The organism is Streptomyces sp. NPDC048479 (assembly GCF_040651435.1).
Lineage (GTDB): Bacteria > Actinomycetota > Actinomycetes > Streptomycetales > Streptomycetaceae > Streptomyces.
This window is the reverse complement of the sequence record NZ_JBEZKA010000004.1, coordinates 333,933-350,313: the sequence shown is the minus strand read 5'-3', so window position 1 is coordinate 350,313 and position 16,381 is coordinate 333,933. Positions and strand designations below refer to the sequence as shown.

The window sequence follows — 16,381 nt, the reverse complement described above, 5'->3', positions numbered from 1 at the left end:
CGCCATGTACGTTCTCGACCGTGTCTGCTCTGAAAAAGACCGCGCTGACGGTCACCGCTGCCGCGTTGCTCCCCGTTCTCACCATCACGCCCGCGTCCGCGGACACCGAGCACCGCACGACAGACAAGAAACAGCCGAACCCCCCGGCCTCCATGTCCTCCGTCGGGGGCACCCAACTCGGCAAGCCCGGCACCCAGGTCAGCCTCGGCCCCGGCGCGCCCGTCCTGCCCAAGGATGTGAGCGGCCGGTCCTGGATCGTCGCGGACGCGGAGAGCGGCGACGTGCTGGCCGCGCACAACGCCCACTGGCGGCTGCCCCCGGCGTCCACTCTCAAGATGCTGTTCGCGGACACCGTGCTGCCCCGGCTGCCGAGGACCGAGATCCACACGGTGACCAACGCCGAGCTCGCGGACGTCGGCGAGGGCAGCAGCCTGGTCGGGGTCAAGGAGAACCTCACCTACTCCGTCCACGATCTGTGGCTCGGTGTCTTCCTCCGCTCCGGCAACGACGCTGTGCATGTGCTCTCGTCGATGAACGGCGGCGTGCCCAAGACCGTCATGGACATGCAGGAGCACGCCGAGGAACTGCAGGCACTCGACACCCATGTCGTATCGCCCGACGGCTACGACTTCGACGGCCAGGTCTCCTCCGCGTACGACCTCACACTCATCGCCCGTAGCGGCATGCAGAAGAAGGACTTCCGCGAGTACTGCTCCACCGCGCACGCCGAATTCCCCGGCGCGCAGGTCGAGGGCAAGAAGCGCGAGACGTTCGAGATCCAGAACACCAACCGCCTGCTCACCGGCGACTACGGCATCTCTCCGTACAAGGGCATCGCGGGCGTCAAGAACGGCAACACCTCGCATGCGGGCGCGACCTTCACCGGTGTCGCCGAGCGCAACGGCAGGGTGCTGCTCGTCACCGTCATGAACCCGGACTCGGAGGAGAGCCAGGCCGTTTACCAGGAAGCGGGCCGGCTGCTCGACTGGGGCTTCGCCGCGGCCGGGAAGGTCAAGCCGGTCGGTGAGCTGGTCCCGCCGAAGTCCGCGGTCACCCCGTCCGCCAACGACGCGAATACGGCCAACAACGGCGCTCCCGCGAAGTCGCACGCCGCCGGGAAGGGCGCCGGCGGCATCGGCACTGCGATCGCCATCACGGGCGGCGTGCTGGTGGTGGTGGCGGCCGGAGTGTTCCTGATCAACCGCCGCTGGCCGCTGCGCCGCCGCTAGTCCCGCCGACGGCATCGGTCGTACCGCTCGGCTCACTCGGCCCGCCCTGCTCACTCGGCCCGCTCTGCTCACTCGGCGTCGCTGTCCAGGCGGCGCAGAACAGCATCAGCTTCGCTGTGAAGTTGATCCACAGCAGCAGGGCGACCGGAACGCCGAAGGCCCCGTACATGCTCTTCGACGCGACGCCCTTCATATAGCTGCCGAGCAGCAGCTTGAGGAGTTCGAAGCCGACCGCGCCGATCAGTGCCGCCACGACCAGACGGCGGCGCGGCGGCTCCACTCCCGGCAGCAGCGTCAGCATGTACAGCAGAATCAGGAAGTCGGCGACGACGCCGACCACGAGTGCCGCGATCTGCAGCAGTACGCCGCTGGCTCCGCCCTCGTCGATGCCGAGCCGGTCGGCGCTCCAGCCGACGGCGGTGGAGCCGAGCGCGGAGGCGGCGAGCGAGGCGAGCGCGGTCGCGCCGAGCCCGAGCAGCACACCCGCGTCCTTCAGCCTGCGCAGGACGGGGTTGCCCTCCTCCTCGTCGTCCAGCTCCCAGACGGCCCGCAGACATTCCCGCAGCGAGCCGATCCAGCCGATGCCGGTGAAGAGCAGCAGCGCGCCCGCGACAAGCCCGACCGTGCCCGCGTTGGTGACCAGGGAGTTGAGGTCGAGCTGGTCCGAGATACCGGGCACCTGCTCGCTGAGCTTGTTCTCCATCTTGGCCAGCTGCTCCTTGCCGAGCAGCGCGGCGCCGATCGCCGCGGCGACGGTGATCAGCGGGAAGAGCGCGAGAAAGCTGATGAAGGTGATCGCGGCGGCGAGTCGCGTCCAGTGCACCCGGTCGAGCGTCTCGTACGAACGCCAGGCGTGAGTGCGCATCAGCCTGGCCACGAGCGGGCCGATGACGGGGAGCTTGGTCAGCCAGTCCATGTCGTACGCGTACCCTCCACACCGAATGCCAGCGTCCGGGTTCCCCAGAATCGCAGGCAGGTGGCGATGGCCATGCCGACGCGACGGTGCGTCCCCGCGAGGAAGGAGCGGGCCTTCGCGGTGAGCGGGGCCCGGCCGAAGGGGCCGCGCAGCCGGACGAATGGCCGCTCACAGGTCGGCGACCGCCAGTCCGTACATCGCCGCCCACGCCAGCCCGATGACGGCGAGCGCCGGATCGCGCAGCACGACGTCCTCAGGCGCGCCGGCCGTACCCCGGTCCGCGAAGACCGCGTACCGCAGCACTGCCAGGATGAACGCGATCATCGACAGCTGCCGCCAGGGCAGCAGCGCCCGACCGGCCACGCCGCCGCTCTCCATCGCCCACAAGCAGTAGGCGAGCACGGCGACACCGGCCGCGAGCTGCCAGACGAAGCGCAGATATCCGGTCGTGTACTCGTTCAGCAGCGCCCGGGTCACGCCCTTGCCGCCCTCCATCTGCACCGCTTCCGAGTACCGCTTGGCCGCCACGATGAAGAGCGCGCCGAAGCCGGTGGTGATCAGGAACCACCGGGACAGGGGGATGCCGAGCGCGACCCCGCCGATCATCGCGCGCATCAGGAACCCGGTGGTGACGACGGCCAGGTCGACGACGAGGACATGCTTGAGCCAGACGCAGTACGCGAGTTGCATCGACAGATACGCGGTGATCAGCGCGCCGGTCATGACATTGCACAGCGTGACGGCGCCGGCGATCGCGGCGCCGGCGAGGAGTGCGCCGACGGTGTAGGCAAGGGCCGCCGGGACGTCCCCGGCGGCGACGGGCCGCCGGCATTTGACGGGGTGCGCGCGGTCGGCCTCGGCGTCCCGGGCGTCGTTGATCAGGTAGACGGCAGCCGCGGCCGCCGTGAAGACGGCGAAGACGATGGCCATTTGGACGGCGGTGTGCCGCGAGACCAGCTCTCCGGCGGCGGCGGGCGCGGCCATGACGAGCACGTTCTTGACCCACTGGCGCGGCCGGGCGGTCCTCATCAGGCCGACGGGCAGGCTTACGGCCCGAGGTGGCGTGGGCCGCTCCTGCCGGTCCAGCAGCGCAGTGCCGCGCTCAGTCATCGCGCCCTCCTCCCGCCGCTCCTGTGGCCACTGCGGTGAGTTCCGCCGCTCCTGCGGCCACTGCGGTGAGTGCCGCCGCTCTCGCGAGGGGGCGCATCATCCAGGCCGCGCCCAGTCTCGCGGTGAGTCCGCCGAGCACGGCGCCCGCGGCGATGTCCGTCGGATAGTGGACCCCGACGACCAGGCGGGACACGCACATCGCGGCAGCCAGTGGCGGCGCCAGCCGACGGCCGGCGGGTCGCACCGCACCGAAGGCGACGGCGGCCGCGGCAGCCGATGTGGCGTGCGAGCTGGGAAAGGAAAGACGCCCCATGGTGCGCACGAGGGGCTCGCGAGCCGGGAGTTCGGGTCGGGGGCGGCGTACCAGGCGCTTGAGGCCCATGCTCGCCAGATGGGCCGAGCCCACCAGGGTCGTGGCGCGCAGCCATACCCCGCGCCGCTCCCGGTCGGCCGCCGCGCCCGCGAGCCCGGCGACGAGCCAGAGCGCGCCGTGCTCGCCGGTGAAGGAGAGCGCGCGGGCGACCGCGGCCACGCGCGGCTCGCTGCCGCAGTCGCGCATCGCCGCCAGCAGCAGCCGGTCGACGGCAGCACAGTCGACGTATCCCATATGCCTTCGCCACCCCTTCTCATGAGCCAGGGGCGACTCTTCTCGGCGAACGGCCCACTTTCACGCCCATCTTGTATGACACTCGTTTAATCACCCATTTCGGCGAGTCCAGTGACATACAGAGCAAATAGGTAATAAGCGGCTATACGGTCAAGGGCATGCTCAGTGCCGAGTTCGTGTCCGTCACCGGTTGGGGCCGGACCGCCCCGACGACCTCCCGTCTGCTGCGGCCCCGTACGCCCGCGGAGGCCGCGGCAGCGGTACGGATGTGCGGGGCGCGCGGCGGCATCGCCCGCGGGCTCGGTCGGGCGTACGGCGACGCGGCGCAGAACGCGGGCGGATCCGTACTCGACATGACCGCGCTGGACAGGATCCGTACCGTCGACACGGAGGCGGGCCTCGTCGTGTGCGACGCGGGCGTGAGCCTGCACCGGCTGATGGAGGTGCTCCTGCCGCTCGGCTGGTTCGTGCCGGTGACGCCGGGGACCCGCTATGTCACGGTGGGCGGCGCGATCGGCGCCGACATCCATGGCAAGAACCACCATGTCTCAGGATCCTTCTCCCGCCATGTGCGGTCGCTGGAACTGCTCACCGCCGACGGCGAGATCCAAGACGTCGTCCCCGGCACCGACCTCTTCAACGCGACAGCGGGCGGCATGGGCCTGACCGGGGTGATCCTCTCGGCGACCGTCCAGCTCCATCCGGTGGAGACCTCGCTGATGTCCGTCAACACCGAACGGACCACGGACCTCGACGATCTGATGGCCAGGCTCACCGCCACCGATCATCGCCACCGGTACTCGGTCGCCTGGATCGACCTCCTCGCGCGCGGCCGTGCGCTGGGGCGCTCGGTCCTCACCTACGGGGAGCACGCACCGCTGGACGCGCTTCCTCCGCGCGCCCGGCGCACGCCCCTCACATATCGCCCGGGACAGCTGCCGGCCGCCCCCGGCTTCGTACCGGGCGGCCTGCTGGGACGAACCACCGTCGGGCTCTTCAACGCGCTCTGGTACCGCAAGGCGCCGCGGCAGCGGACCGGCGAGCTGCAGAAGATCTCGACCTTCTTCCATCCCCTGGACGGCGTCCCGCACTGGAACCGGATCTACGGGCGCGGCGGCTTCGTCCAGTACCAGTTCGTGGTCGGCCACGGGCAGGAGGAGGCGCTGCGCCGGATCGTGCGGCGCATCTCTCGGCGTGGCTGCCCCTCGTTCCTGGCGGTGCTGAAGCGGTTCGGCGAAAGCGACCCGGGGTGGCTGTCCTTCCCGATGCCCGGCTGGACGCTCGCTCTGGACATCCCGGCCGGGCTGCCGGGCCTCGGCGCGTTCCTGGACGAGCTGGACGAGGAGGTCGCGTCGGCGGGCGGCCGGGTCTATCTCGCGAAGGACTCCCGGCTGCGCCCGGAACTGCTCGCCGAGATGTACCCGCGACTGCCCGAATTCCGCGCACTGCGGGCCGAGGCGGACCCGAGCGGCGTCTTCGTCTCGGACCTGTCGAGGCGCCTGGCCCTGTGACCCCCGGCTGCGGCAGCTTTCCTGCCCGTCCGGCGTCCACGGCCCCGCACCCACCTGCTCGTCCCCCTGCTCCCTGCCCTCTCCCTCCGACTTTGAGGAGCCCCTGTCATGAAGGACGCCTTCGGCACCCCGCAGTCCCTGCTCGTCCTCGGCGGTACGTCGGAGATCGGCCTGGCCACCGCCCGCAGGCTCATCGCCCGCCGCACCCGTACGGTCTGGCTGGCAGGCCGCCCCTCGCCCGCCCTGGAGACCGCCGCGGCCGAGCTGAGCACGCTCGGCGCGGACGTGCACACCGTCGCCTTCGACGCCCTCGACCCCGCCGCGCACGAGCCGGCACTGGGCAAGGTCTTCGCGGAGGGCGACATCGACATGGTGCTGCTCGCCTTCGGCGTCCTCGGCGACCAGGCGAACGACGAGGCCGAGCCCCTGGCGGCGGTCCGGGTCGCGCAGACCAATTTCACGGGGGCGGTCTCGGCCTCCCTGGTGTGCGCGGGCGCGCTGCAGGCCCAGGGGCACGGCTCGATCGTGGTGCTGTCGTCGGTCGCCGGCGAGCGGGCCCGCCGCGCCAACTTCATCTACGGCTCCAGCAAGGCCGGCCTGGACGCGTTCGCACAGGGTCTGGGTGACGCGCTGCACGGGACGGGGGTGCATGTGATGGTCGTACGCCCCGGATTCGTACGCACGAAGATGACGGCGGGGCTGGCCGAGGCACCGCTGGCCACCACGCCGGACGCAGTCGCCGCGGCCATCGAACAGGGGCTGCGGCGCAGGTCGGAGATGGTGTGGGTGCCGGGGGCGCTGCGTATGGTGATGTCGGCGCTGCGGCATGTACCGAGGCCGGTCTTCCGCCGGCTGCCGGTCTGACGGCCTCGCGGGCCACAGGGCAACGGGGCACGGGCCACGGTGGGCCGGATGCTCGGGTCAGATGGTGGTGGCGGGCTCGTCGATCGGGGCACCCTGGGCCGGAACGGCCGCGACCCCGCCACCGAAGGCGTACGAGTTGAGCTTGCGCCACACGCCGTCCGCGCCCTGCTCGTACAGGGCGAAGGAGGCGCAGGTCCACGCCGCCTCGTAGTCCGAGAGCTCTTCGTAGGCCCGGTCCATCGCCTCATCGGTGATGCCGTGCGCCACGGTCACATGCGGGTGGTACGAGAACTGCAGCTCGCGCACGAGCGGCCCGGACGCGTCCCGCACCCGCTTCTGCAGCCAGGTGCAGGCCGCCGCGCCCTCGGCGACCTGGACGAAGACGACGGGCGAGAGCGGACGGAACGTCCCGGTGCCGGAGAGCCGCATCGGGAACGGCCGGCCGGAGCGTGCGACCTCGGCGAGATGCGCTTCGATCGCGGGCAGGGCGTCGGCCTCGACCTCGGTGGGCGGGAGGAGCGTGACGTGCGTGGGAATGGCGTGCGCGGCGGGATCCCCGAAGCCCGCGCGCCGCTCCTGGAGCAGGCTGCCGTAAGGCTCCGGGACCGCGATCGAAACGCCGAGCGTTACGGTCCCCACGTCGTTCTCCTCAGTCGTCGGTAGCTAGGTGTTGTGCAGCCGCCAGTGTGGCGGCTGCACCGTAGGTGTGGCCAGAGTCCTTGGACACAGTGCTGATTCAGTGATGACTCAGTACGGAATCAGTGTCCGCTCAATGTTTGGCGGGAAGGAAGCCCACCTTGTCGTATGCGGCGGCCAGGGTCTCGGCGGCGACCGCGCGGGCCTTCTCCGCACCCTTGGCCAGGATGGAGTCAAGCGTCTCGGGGTCGTCCAGATATTCCTGCGTACGGCTCCGGAACGGTGTGACGAAGTCCACCATGATCTCGGCAAGATCGGTCTTGAGCGCACCGTACATCTTGCCCTCGTACTCCGCCTCGAGCTCGGCGACGGTCGTGCCGGTGAGGGTGGAGTGGATGGTGAGGAGGTTGGAGACGCCCGGCTTGTTCACGGGGTCGAACCGGATGACGGTGTCGGTGTCGGTGACCGCGCTCTTGACCTTCTTGGCGGTCACCTTGGGCTCGTCGAGCAGGTTGATCAGGCCCTTGGGCGTGGAGGCCGACTTGCTCATCTTGATCGACGGGTCCTGGAGGTCGTAGATCTTCGCGACCTCCTTGACGATGTGCGGCGCCGGGACGGTGAAGGTGTCGCCGAAGCGGGTGTTGAAACGCTCGGCGAGGTCACGGGTGAGCTCGATGTGCTGGCGCTGGTCCTCGCCGACCGGGACGGCGTTGGCCTGATAGAGCAGGATGTCCGCGACCTGCAGGATCGGATACGTGAAGAGGCCGACGGTGGCGCGGTCGGCGCCCTGCTTGGCGGACTTGTCCTTGAACTGTGTCATCCGGGAGGCCTCGCCGAAGCCGGTGAGGCAGTTCATGATCCAGCCGAGCTGGGCGTGCTCGGGGACATGGCTCTGGATGAAGAGGGTGCAGCGCTCGGGGTCGAGACCGGCGGCGAGCAGCTGGGCGGCGGCGAGCCGGGTATTGGCACGCAGCTCGGCGGGGTCCTGCGGCATGGTGATCGCGTGCAGGTCCACGACCATGTAGAACGCGTCGTGGGTCTCTTGCAGCGCCACGTACTGGCGGATCGCACCGAGGTAGTTCCCGAGGTGGAACGAGCCTGCGGTGGGCTGGATACCGGAGAGCGCGCGGGGTCGATCAGAGGCCATGCTCATCATTCTCTCAGGTGTGGAACCGATCCCCGGCCGCCGGTGTATCAAAGGTGTGAGCAAGCGCGAGGGGACGCTGGAGGGGAGCCGCGCCGTCGAAGAGGGGGGCGGCATCGTCGTTGACGAGGCCGCGGTGACCTCACGGGTGCGCGCCGGAGAGCCGGAGGCGTACGCGGAGCTGGTGCGCGCCCTTACGAGTGTCGCGGTGAGGGCGGCTGTGGTCTTCGGGGCGGGTGCGGACGCGCAGGATGTGGTGCAGAGCGCCTTCCTCAAGGCGTACCAGTCGCTGGGGCGGTTCCGGGACGGCGCGGCCTTCCGTCCGTGGCCGCTGCGGATCGTGGTCAATGAGACGAGGAACACAGTGCGCTCCGCCGTGCGGCTGCGGGCGCTCGCCGGGCGGGAGGCGCTGCTGCTCGGCTCAGAGCCGCTGATACCGGAATCCGCGGACCCCGCGGTGGCAGCCGTGGCGCAGGAGCGGAGCGCGCTGCTGCGGGCGGCGCTGGACGGGCTGAGTGAGCAGCAGCGGCAGGTCGTCACCTACCGCTATCTGCTGGAGATGGATGAGGCGGAGACTGCCGAGGCGCTGGGCCGGCCGCGCGGCACGGTGAAGTCGAGGCTGAACCGCGCGCTGCGCAAGCTGGAGCGGCTCCTTCCGGGGCTTCTGCCGGCGAAGGGAATCTCGGGGCTCGCGGCCGGGGCGGTGCCGGCACCGGTGCTGAGGCCGGTGGCCTCACGGCTGCCGCGCCCGCCGTTCGGGCGGGGCGGCGGCACGCCGGAGACCGGCCCCCGTCAGGAGCTGCTCGACAGCTAGGCGCCCTGTCCGGGCGTCGAGCACCCGGACAGGATTGCTTTCGAGCCTGTCCGGCGATTGAGGACGAACCGACTCCCGGCCGGACCTGGCCGACCATCGCGGTCACCGGTGACAGGTCACCGGGTGACCGCGCTAGGCGGAAAGTCCGGGCGCCGGGAACGCGGCCATCAGCTCGGCGACCTCGGACCGGATGTCGCCCAGCGCGTCCTCGTCGCCCGTGCCGGCCGCGGTGACCCCACGGTCGATCCAGTCGGCGACGGCGGCCATGTGCTGCGTACCGAGGCCGCGGGAGGTGAGGGAGGGGGTGCCGATGCGTACGCCGGAGGGGTCGAAGGGCTTCCTCGGGTCGTACGGGACGGTGTTGTAGTTGACGACGATCCCGGCCCGATCGAGGGCCTTTGCCGCCACCTTGCCGGGCACGTCCTTGGGGGTGAGGTCCATCAGGATCAGGTGGTTGTCGGTGCCGCCGGAGACCAGGTCGAAGCCGCGGGCGAGCAGCTCCTCGGCAAGCGCTTTGGCGTTGGCGACGACCGACTGCGCATAGGTACGGAAGGAGGGCTGGGCCGCCTCGTGCAGGGCGACCGCGATGGCCGCGGTGGTCTGGTTGTGCGGGCCGCCCTGGAGTCCGGGGAAGACCGCCTTGTCGATCGCCTTGGCGTGCTCCTCGCGGGACATCAGCATCGCGCCGCGGGGCCCGCGCAGGGTCTTGTGGGTGGTTGTGGAGATCACGTCGGCGTGCGGCACGGGGGAGGGATGGGCGCCGCCCGCGATCAGGCCCGCGATATGCGCGACATCGGCGACCAGGACGGCGCCGGACTCGCGGGCGATCTCCGCGAAGGCGGCGAAGTCGATGGTGCGGGGCAGCGCGGTGCCACCGCAGAAGATGAGCTTCGGGCGCTCCTTGAGGGCGAGTTCGCGCACCTCGTCGAAGTCGATGAGGCCCGTGTCATGGCGTACGCCGTACTGGACGCCGCGGAACCATGTGCCGGTGGCGGAGACGCCCCAGCCGTGGGTGAGATGGCCGCCCATCGGCAGGGCCATGCCCATCACGGTGTCGCCGGGCTCGGCGAAGGCGAGATAGACGGCGAGGTTGGCAGGAGAGCCGGAGTAGGGCTGGACATTGGCGTGCTCAACGCCGAAGAGGGCCTTGGCGCGGGCGATGGCGAGACGCTCGACCTGGTCGATGTTCTGCTGGCCCTCGTAGTAGCGGCGGCCGGGGTAGCCCTCGCTGTATTTGTTCTGCAGGACCGTGCCGGAGGCTTCCAGTACGGCCCGGGAGACATAGTTCTCGCTGGGGATCAGCCGGAGCGTCTCTGCCTGGAGCTGTTCCTCGGCGGCGACGAGGCCCGCCAGTTCCGGGTCGGTGGCGGAGAGTGCGGGGTGCGGCAGGGGAAGCGTCATGGTGTCCTCCGGGGCGATCCGTTGCTCGGTCGTGGTCCCGGGGTGCGGCTCGTGGATCCCCTCGGCCTGAGGCGAGGGGCGGGCAGCACCCGGATGGGATGTGTCCCGGAGTACCCAGGCGGGCGGCACCTCGTGTGATCTTCCGCGCGCGGTTCCCTCGAGGTCACTTCCCCGTACGCCAGTCGCCGTGCGTAATACCCAGCCTAGCGGCCACGCCCCACAGCAAGGTTTCTTAGTCCACCATGCGAGCGACGATAGAAACAGGGGCACCACCCCGCCCCACACCGGACGGCTTGTCTCTACTGAACGGAGATCCCGTGTCCACAACGGAGAGTGCCATTGCCTCGGCGGAGGCTCACAGCGCGCACAACTACCACCCTCTGCCCGTCGTCGTCGCCACGGCGGAGGGCGCCTGGATGACCGATGTCGAGGGGCGCCGCTACCTCGACATGCTCGCCGGGTACTCGGCGCTCAACTTCGGTCACGGAAACCGTCGTCTCATCGACGCCGCCAAGGCACAACTGGAGAGAGTCACGCTCACCTCCCGTGCCTTCCATCACGACCGGTTCGCCGACTTCTGTACACAGCTGGCCGAGTTGTGCGGCATGGAGATGGTGCTGCCGATGAACACCGGGGCGGAGGCGGTGGAGACCGCCGTGAAGACCGCCCGGAAATGGGGCTACCGGGTCAAGGGCGTCCCGGACAACATGGCGAAGATCGTCGTCGCGGCCAACAACTTCCACGGCCGTACGACGACGGTGATCAGCTTCTCGACGGATCCGGAGGCACGGGCGGACTTCGGTCCCTACACTCCGGGCTTCGAGATCGTCCCGTACGGGGATCTGACCGCGATGAGCGCGGCGCTGACCGAGAACACCGTGGCCGTGCTGCTGGAGCCGATCCAGGGCGAGGCCGGGGTGCTGGTGCCGCCGGCCGGGTACCTCTCGAGGGTGCGGGAGCTGACCCGCGAGCGGAACATCCTCTTCATCGCGGACGAGATCCAGTCGGGCCTCGGGCGAACCGGCCGGACCTTCGCCTGCGAGCACGAGAACGTCGTGCCGGACATGTACGTGCTGGGCAAGGCGCTGGGCGGCGGCGTCGTTCCGGTGTCGGCGGTCGTCTCCTCCGCCGAGGTGCTCGGCGTCTACCGGCCCGGGGAGCACGGCTCGACCTTCGGCGGCAATCCGCTGGCCTGCGCGGTGGCTCTGGAGGTGATCGCGATGCTGCGCACCGGCGAGTTCCAGCAGCGCGCCACCGAGCTGGGCGACCATCTCCACCACGAGCTGGGCCTGTTGACGGGCGCCGGCGCGGTGGAGGCGGTGCGCGGCCGCGGGCTGTGGGCGGGCGTCGACATCGTGCCGAGCCACGGCACCGGCCGGGAGATCTCCGAGAAGATGATGGACCGCGGGGTCCTGGTCAAGGACACCCACGGCTCGACGATCCGGATCGCCCCGCCGCTGGTGATCAGCAAGGAGGACCTGGACTGGGGCCTGGACCAGCTCAGAGCCGTACTGGAGGGCTGAGCGGCCCGTTCGGACCGTTCCGACCGGGCTGGAGGATGACGTGGGGCAGGAAGCGGGCGTACTCGTCCGTGACCAGCCCCGCCGATTCCCGGATGCCGAGCCCCGCCGCCTGGTCCCCGACGACCCATGCGCCGAGCACCACGCGGTTGCCGTCGAAATCGGGCAGCGGGGCCAACTCCTGGTAGCAGCACGGCTCATCACGCAGTAGGGGCTCGGCACCCGGCTCGTGGATGGTGACTCCGGCGCCCTCGCGGCCGAGCAGCGGCTTGGCCACGTAACCGCGCTCCGCGGCGAGTTCACGTGGCCCGTCGAGATAGGCAGGAAGCAGATTCGGGTGGCCCGGATTGAGCTCCCAGAGGATCGCCAGCAGCGCCTTGTTGGAGAGCAGCATCTTCCACGCGGGCTCGATCCAGCAGGTGGTGCCGGTGCCGCCGCCGTTGTCCAGGGTGTCGAGAACGTACGGCCCGAAGCGGTCGGTGGCCAGCCACTCCCACGGATAGAGCTTGAAGCAGCTGCGGATGAAGCGCAGCCGGTCGTCCACGAAGCGACCGGACAGCCGGTCCCAGCCAATCCGTTCGACGGACAGCGCCTCGGTGACGAGGCCGGCCTGCTCGGCGGTCTCGCGCAGATACGCGACCGTCATCAGGTCCTCGCCCAGCTCGTCGCCGTCGGAGTGGACGAAGTGCAGCGGCCCGGGCGGAAGCAGCGGCGCCTGGCGCTTCCAGGCGTCGACGAGGCGTTCATGGAGGGAGTTCCACTGGTCGGCGCCGGGGAAGCGGTCCTCCATCCAGAACCACTGCGGGCTGGCGGCCTCGACCAGGGAGGTGGGGGTGTCGGCGTTGTACTCCAGCATCTTGGCCGGGCCGGTGCCGTCGTAGCGCAGATCGAACCGGCCGTAGACGGAGGGGAGTTCATCCCGCCTCCGCCAGGACTCGGCTATCAGCGAGGCGAGTCTCGGGTCGGTGATGCCGAGGTCGGCGAAGCGGTCGTGCTGGACGATGTGCGCGGCCGCGGCCAGGCACATGGCGTGCAGTTCCTCGACGACCTCTTCCAGCGCCTCGACCTCGGGCAGCGAGAATTCGTAGTACGCGCTCTCGTCCCAGTACGGGCGCAGCGAGCCGTCCGGGTAGCGGGTGAGCGGGTAGATGAGGCCCTGTTCCTCGACGATCTGCTGCCAGCCGGGGCGGGGCTCGATGGTGTGACGCTTCATGCTCTGTATGCCCCGTACTCAGCCGCCGCCGGAGCTGGAGCCGCCGAAGCCGCCGCTGTCGACGGCAGTCCTGTCGAAGCTGCCACCCTCGGCCCGGCCACCGCCCACCCTGCCGCCGTAGTAGTACCTGCCGGAGCTGCTGTGTCCGTCGCTGCCACTGTCGCCGTCGCACTTGTAGTCCGGAAGCACTTCGTAGGTCACCGGATCGACACACCGCTCGTCCGGCTCCGAGCTGCACGCCGTCAGCGTCGCCGCGAGCACCCCCATGCCGCCGAGCACCACCGTGCTCGACCTCAGCCTGCGTCGTGCCATCAGCCGGTCGCCCCCGTTCGAATCAAGCCAGTAGATCGCCGGACAGACTAGAGGGCCGCCCCGCGCGGCTGTCAGCCCGGTCCCTCAGCCCTCCTCATCTGTGGTTCATCTACAGTCGCTCTGTGCTCTTTGGGATGATCTGCGCACTCGGTTCCGCGGTCTGCTACGGCACGGCCTCCGTCCTCCAGGCCATCGCCGCCCGCGCCGCTGAACCCGGCACCGGCTCCGGTGTCGACCCGGCGCTGCTGCTGCGGGCGCTGCGCCAGTGGCGCTATGTCGCCGGACTCGCCCTGGACGCCCTCGGCTTCGTCCTTCAGATCGTCGCGCTGCGCTCCATCCCCATCTACGCCGTCGGCGCGGCGCTCGCCGCCAGCCTCGCGGTCACCGCCGTGGTTGCCACCCGCCTCCTCGATGTCCGTCTGAGCCGGACCGAATGGGCCGCGGTGGCCGTGGTCTGCGCGGGTCTGGCCATGCTGGGCCTCGCCTCGGGCGAGGAGGGCAACCGCGCCGGATCGCCCGCGCTGGCCTGGGCGATGCTCGGCGTCGCGCTCGTCGTACTCCTCGCCGGCGCGGTCGCTGGCCGCCTCCCCGACAAGGCGCGCGCCCTGGTCCTGGGCCTCGGCGCGGGCTGCGGCTTCGGGGTGGTCGAGGTCGCGGTCCGCCTGATCGACACGGTCTCCCTGCCCGAGGTCCTCACCAACCCGGCCCTGTACGCACTGCTGCTCGGGGGCGGCGCGGCGTTCCTGCTGCTCACCTCCGCCCTGCAGCGCGGCTCGGTGACGACGGCCACGGCGGGCATGGTGATCGGCGAGACGATCGGCCCGGCGCTGGTGGGCGTGGTGTGGCTCGGCGACCGGACCCGCGAGGGCCTTGCGTGGCTGGCCGTCGCGGGGTTCGTGGTGGCGGTGGCGGGTGCGTTGGCTCTGGCACGGTTCGGCGAGCCGCCCGCGCCTTCGGAGGCACCCGAGGCTGCGGCCCCCTGAGCGGGGCTGTCCCCCTGCCCGCCCCTTCCCGTAACTGGGGACAAGCCCCCAGACCCCCGTTTGCGACCTTCGGCCGCATGTCCTCAAACGCCGGACGGCCTTGATTTCAAGCCCCGCCGGCGATTGAGACGCGGGGGTCCGGGGGCCGAGCCCCAGGTGCGTCTCACGGCAGCGCCCGGCACAGCGCGTCCAGTGCCCCCGCCCAGCCGCTGTCCGCCGGCGTCGCATACCCCACCACCAGCGCGTCCCTCCCCGTCGGCGCGTCCTTGTGGCGGAAGCGCGAGACGCCCTCCACCGCCAGGCCCTGCCACGCCGCCGCCTGGATCACGGAGCCCTCCGTGCCCGGCGGCAGTTCGAGCACCGCGTGCAGCCCGGCGGCGATGCCGCTGACCCGGATGTCCGGCGCGCGCTCCGCCAGCACCCGGACGAGCTGGTCGCGCCTTCTGCGGTAGCGCAGCCGCATTCCCCGTACATGACGGTCGTACGCGCCCGAGGCGATGAACTCCGCGAGCGTCAGTTGGTCCAGCGCACTCGACACCCAGTCGACGGACCCCTTCGCCTCGATGACCTCCCCGACCAGTTCCTCGGGCAGCACCATCCAGGCGAGCCGCAGCCCCGGCGCCAGGGATTTGCTCGCCGTGCCCATATAGACCACCCGCTCCGGGTCCAGGCCCTGGAGCGCGCCCACCGGCTGCCGGTCGTAGCGGAACTCCCCGTCGTAGTCGTCCTCCAGGATCAGCCCGCCCGACCCGCGCGCCCAGTCGACGGCGGCCGCGCGCCGGTCGGGGTGGAGCGGAACCCCCATCGGGAACTGGTGCGCGGGTGTCATCAGCACGGCGCCCACCGCGCGCAGCGCAGCCAACTCACCCGTCTGCGAGCCCAGTCCGTCGAAGGGCAGCGCAGGCGTTCGCAGACCCGCCTCGGTCAGCAGGTTCCAGTGCACGTCGAGCCCGTACGACTCGACGGCGACCTCCCGCACCCGCCGCTGTCTCAGTACCTTCCCCATCAGCATCAGCCCGTGTACGAAGCCGGAGCAGATGACGATGCGCTCGGGGTCCGCGTACACACCGCGCGCCCGTGCCAGATAGTCGGCCAGTACGGTCCGCAGCTCGATGCGCCCGCGTGAATCGCCGTATCCGAAGGCCTCGTGGGGCGCGGCGGTCAGCGCCCGGCGAGCCGCCTTCAGCCACTCCGCGCGCGGAAATGAGGCCAGGTCGGGGGTGCCGGCATGCAGGCTGTAGGTGGGGCGGCGATGGGGCGGCCGGGCTCTGACCACGCCCGCCTGCGGTTTCCTCGGCGCGGCTCGTCTGGCCACCCGCGTCCCCGAGCCCTGCAGCGCCGTGAGCCACCCTTCGGCGACCAGCTCCGCATACGCGTCGGCGACGGTATTACGGGCGATGCCCAGGTCGACGGCGAGCGAGCGCGAGGACGGCAGCCTGGTCCCGGGCGTCAGTCGCCCGGTGCGCACGGCCTCCCGCAACGCGTCCATCAGGCCCGATCGCAGCCCGGAGCCGCGCAGCTCGACATGCAGATCGGTACCGAAAGTGGCCCAGGAATCCGTCATGGAAGTGGACCATACTCCTGTGCCATCAGCCGCGTACCGTCGTCACCATGACGACGAACGGCAACACGTCCTACGCCCACGAGCACACCCCCCGTCTCCAGATCGGACAGCTCGCCCCCGAGGTCTACAAGGCCATGGTCAAGCTGGACGCGGCCGCCCGGCAGGGCGTCGACCCGGTCCTCCTCGAGCTGGTGAGGATCCGCGCCTCGCAGATCAACCACTGCGCCTTCTGCCTCGATATGCACACCAAGGACGCGCTCGCGGCGGGCGAGTCGGTGGAGCGGATCATCCAGCTCAGCGCCTGGGAGGAGTCGGCGCACTTCTACACCGAGAAGGAGATCGCGGCGATCGAGTTGACGGAGGCCGTGACCGTCCTGACCGACGGCTTTGTGACGGACGAGGTGTACGAGAACGCCGCGAAGCATTTCGACGAGAAGGAGCTGGCCCAGCTGATCTCCGCGATCACGGTCATCAACGCCTGGAACCGCATCGGCGTGTCGACCCGCCTGGTCCCCGGCCACTACACGCCCGGCCAGTTCAAGCACTGACCGCCGCCC

Annotated in this window: 15 protein-coding genes and 1 pseudogene; 7 read left to right on the top strand and 9 right to left on the bottom strand. The window is 70.5% G+C overall.

Annotated features, from left to right (window positions below; translation table 11 throughout):
• The first annotated feature begins 20 nt into the window (after positions 1 to 20).
• Positions 21 to 1,229, top strand: coding sequence for a D-alanyl-D-alanine carboxypeptidase (locus tag AB0D12_RS09195; RefSeq protein ID WP_362678591.1), 1,209 nt, complete (start codon positions 21 to 23; stop codon positions 1,227 to 1,229).
• On the opposite strand, the gene AB0D12_RS09190 is transcribed toward AB0D12_RS09195, so the two are convergent.
• The 3 genes from AB0D12_RS09190 to AB0D12_RS09180 all read right to left on the bottom strand — a co-directional run bounded on the left by AB0D12_RS09190 (position 1,198) and on the right by AB0D12_RS09180 (position 3,862).
• The gene (locus tag AB0D12_RS09190; protein WP_362678588.1) at positions 1,198 to 2,145 is read right to left on the bottom strand and encodes a YihY/virulence factor BrkB family protein; all 948 of its coding nucleotides are present in this window, start codon (positions 2,143 to 2,145) and stop codon (positions 1,198 to 1,200) included. The genes AB0D12_RS09195 and AB0D12_RS09190 overlap by 32 nt on opposite strands.
• 168 nt (positions 2,146 to 2,313) lie before the next feature.
• Positions 2,314 to 3,255 (bottom strand): decaprenyl-phosphate phosphoribosyltransferase, encoded by a 942-nt coding sequence (locus AB0D12_RS09185; RefSeq protein WP_362678586.1) that lies wholly within the window; start codon positions 3,253 to 3,255, stop codon positions 2,314 to 2,316.
• Positions 3,248 to 3,862, bottom strand: a complete 615-nt coding sequence (locus AB0D12_RS09180; protein WP_362678583.1) for a phosphatase PAP2 family protein — start codon at positions 3,860 to 3,862, stop codon at positions 3,248 to 3,250. Before AB0D12_RS09180 ends, AB0D12_RS09185 begins: the two co-directional genes overlap by 8 nt.
• A gap of 158 nt (positions 3,863 to 4,020) precedes the next feature.
• On the opposite strand from AB0D12_RS09180, the gene AB0D12_RS09175 reads away from it, so the two are divergent.
• Both AB0D12_RS09175 and AB0D12_RS09170 read left to right on the top strand, forming a co-directional pair.
• On the top strand, positions 4,021 to 5,373 hold the full coding sequence (locus tag AB0D12_RS09175) for an FAD-binding oxidoreductase (protein WP_362678580.1): 1,353 nt from the start codon (positions 4,021 to 4,023) through the stop codon (positions 5,371 to 5,373).
• A gap of 108 nt (positions 5,374 to 5,481) precedes the next feature.
• Positions 5,482 to 6,237, top strand: coding sequence for a decaprenylphospho-beta-D-erythro-pentofuranosid-2-ulose 2-reductase (locus AB0D12_RS09170; protein WP_362678577.1), 756 nt, complete (start codon positions 5,482 to 5,484; stop codon positions 6,235 to 6,237).
• A gap of 57 nt (positions 6,238 to 6,294) precedes the next feature.
• Here AB0D12_RS09170 and AB0D12_RS09165 read toward each other — a convergent pair whose 3' ends face one another.
• Positions 6,295 to 6,876 (bottom strand): 2'-5' RNA ligase family protein, encoded by a 582-nt coding sequence (locus AB0D12_RS09165; protein ID WP_362678574.1) that lies wholly within the window; start codon positions 6,874 to 6,876, stop codon positions 6,295 to 6,297.
• Between the two features lie 130 nt (positions 6,877 to 7,006).
• A complete protein-coding gene (gene trpS / locus AB0D12_RS09160) occupies positions 7,007 to 8,020 on the bottom strand; it encodes a tryptophan--tRNA ligase (RefSeq protein ID WP_362678571.1) in 1,014 nt (337 codons plus the stop codon).
• Between trpS and AB0D12_RS09155 the strand changes: the two are divergent.
• A pseudogene (locus tag AB0D12_RS09155) lies at positions 8,019 to 8,672 on the top strand (RNA polymerase sigma factor); the annotation flags it as partial. The gene trpS and the pseudogene AB0D12_RS09155 overlap by 2 nt on opposite strands.
• 291 nt (positions 8,673 to 8,963) lie before the next feature.
• On the opposite strand, the gene glyA reads toward AB0D12_RS09155, so the two are convergent.
• Positions 8,964 to 10,232, bottom strand: a complete 1,269-nt coding sequence (gene glyA, locus AB0D12_RS09150) for a serine hydroxymethyltransferase (protein ID WP_362678568.1) — start codon at positions 10,230 to 10,232, stop codon at positions 8,964 to 8,966.
• A gap of 317 nt (positions 10,233 to 10,549) precedes the next feature.
• On the opposite strand from glyA, the gene rocD reads away from it, so the two are divergent.
• Positions 10,550 to 11,755, top strand: a complete 1,206-nt coding sequence (gene rocD / locus AB0D12_RS09145) for an ornithine--oxo-acid transaminase (RefSeq protein WP_362678566.1) — start codon at positions 10,550 to 10,552, stop codon at positions 11,753 to 11,755.
• Here rocD and AB0D12_RS09140 read toward each other — a convergent pair.
• Positions 11,733 to 12,965, bottom strand: coding sequence for a glutathionylspermidine synthase family protein (locus AB0D12_RS09140; protein ID WP_362678563.1), 1,233 nt, complete (start codon positions 12,963 to 12,965; stop codon positions 11,733 to 11,735). The two genes, rocD and AB0D12_RS09140, sit on opposite strands and share 23 nt — an antisense overlap.
• A gap of 18 nt (positions 12,966 to 12,983) precedes the next feature.
• Positions 12,984 to 13,277: a hypothetical protein gene (locus AB0D12_RS09135; RefSeq protein WP_362678560.1), complete on the bottom strand. Its 294-nt coding sequence runs from the start codon at positions 13,275 to 13,277 to the stop codon at positions 12,984 to 12,986.
• A 134-nt stretch (positions 13,278 to 13,411) separates the two neighbouring features.
• On the opposite strand from AB0D12_RS09135, the gene AB0D12_RS09130 reads away from it, so the two are divergent.
• Complete coding sequence (locus AB0D12_RS09130; protein ID WP_362678815.1) at positions 13,412 to 14,260, top strand: hypothetical protein; 849 nt, start codon at positions 13,412 to 13,414, stop codon at positions 14,258 to 14,260.
• 163 nt (positions 14,261 to 14,423) lie between these two features.
• Here the strand turns inward: AB0D12_RS09130 and AB0D12_RS09125 are convergent, their stop codons facing one another.
• Complete coding sequence (locus tag AB0D12_RS09125; protein WP_362678557.1) at positions 14,424 to 15,824, bottom strand: PLP-dependent aminotransferase family protein; 1,401 nt, start codon at positions 15,822 to 15,824, stop codon at positions 14,424 to 14,426.
• Between the two features lie 47 nt (positions 15,825 to 15,871).
• On the opposite strand from AB0D12_RS09125, the gene AB0D12_RS09120 reads away from it, so the two are divergent.
• Positions 15,872 to 16,372, top strand: a complete 501-nt coding sequence (locus AB0D12_RS09120; protein WP_362678554.1) for a carboxymuconolactone decarboxylase family protein — start codon at positions 15,872 to 15,874, stop codon at positions 16,370 to 16,372.
• Positions 16,373 to 16,381: the final 9 nt, after the last annotated feature.

What these genes read in the sequence shown, in the direction of transcription:
- AB0D12_RS09180 (WP_362678583.1), bottom strand. Translation starts at nt 3,862, where the DNA reads ATGGGATACGTCGACTGTGCTGCCGTCGACCGGCTGCTGCTGGCGGCG.
- AB0D12_RS09125 (WP_362678557.1), bottom strand. Translation starts at nt 15,824, where the DNA reads ATGACGGATTCCTGGGCCACTTTCGGTACCGATCTGCATGTCGAGCTG.
- trpS (WP_362678571.1), bottom strand. Translation starts at nt 8,020, where the DNA reads ATGGCCTCTGATCGACCCCGCGCGCTCTCCGGTATCCAGCCCACCGCA.
- glyA (WP_362678568.1), bottom strand. Translation starts at nt 10,232, where the DNA reads ATGACGCTTCCCCTGCCGCACCCCGCACTCTCCGCCACCGACCCGGAA.
- AB0D12_RS09190 (WP_362678588.1), bottom strand. Translation starts at nt 2,145, where the DNA reads ATGGACTGGCTGACCAAGCTCCCCGTCATCGGCCCGCTCGTGGCCAGG.
- AB0D12_RS09175 (WP_362678580.1), top strand. Translation starts at nt 4,021, where the DNA reads ATGCTCAGTGCCGAGTTCGTGTCCGTCACCGGTTGGGGCCGGACCGCC.
- AB0D12_RS09170 (WP_362678577.1), top strand. Translation starts at nt 5,482, where the DNA reads ATGAAGGACGCCTTCGGCACCCCGCAGTCCCTGCTCGTCCTCGGCGGT.
- AB0D12_RS09120 (WP_362678554.1), top strand. Translation starts at nt 15,872, where the DNA reads ATGACGACGAACGGCAACACGTCCTACGCCCACGAGCACACCCCCCGT.
- AB0D12_RS09135 (WP_362678560.1), bottom strand. Translation starts at nt 13,277, where the DNA reads ATGGCACGACGCAGGCTGAGGTCGAGCACGGTGGTGCTCGGCGGCATG.
- AB0D12_RS09130 (WP_362678815.1), top strand. Translation starts at nt 13,412, where the DNA reads ATGATCTGCGCACTCGGTTCCGCGGTCTGCTACGGCACGGCCTCCGTC.
- AB0D12_RS09140 (WP_362678563.1), bottom strand. Translation starts at nt 12,965, where the DNA reads ATGAAGCGTCACACCATCGAGCCCCGCCCCGGCTGGCAGCAGATCGTC.
- AB0D12_RS09185 (WP_362678586.1), bottom strand. Translation starts at nt 3,255, where the DNA reads ATGACTGAGCGCGGCACTGCGCTGCTGGACCGGCAGGAGCGGCCCACG.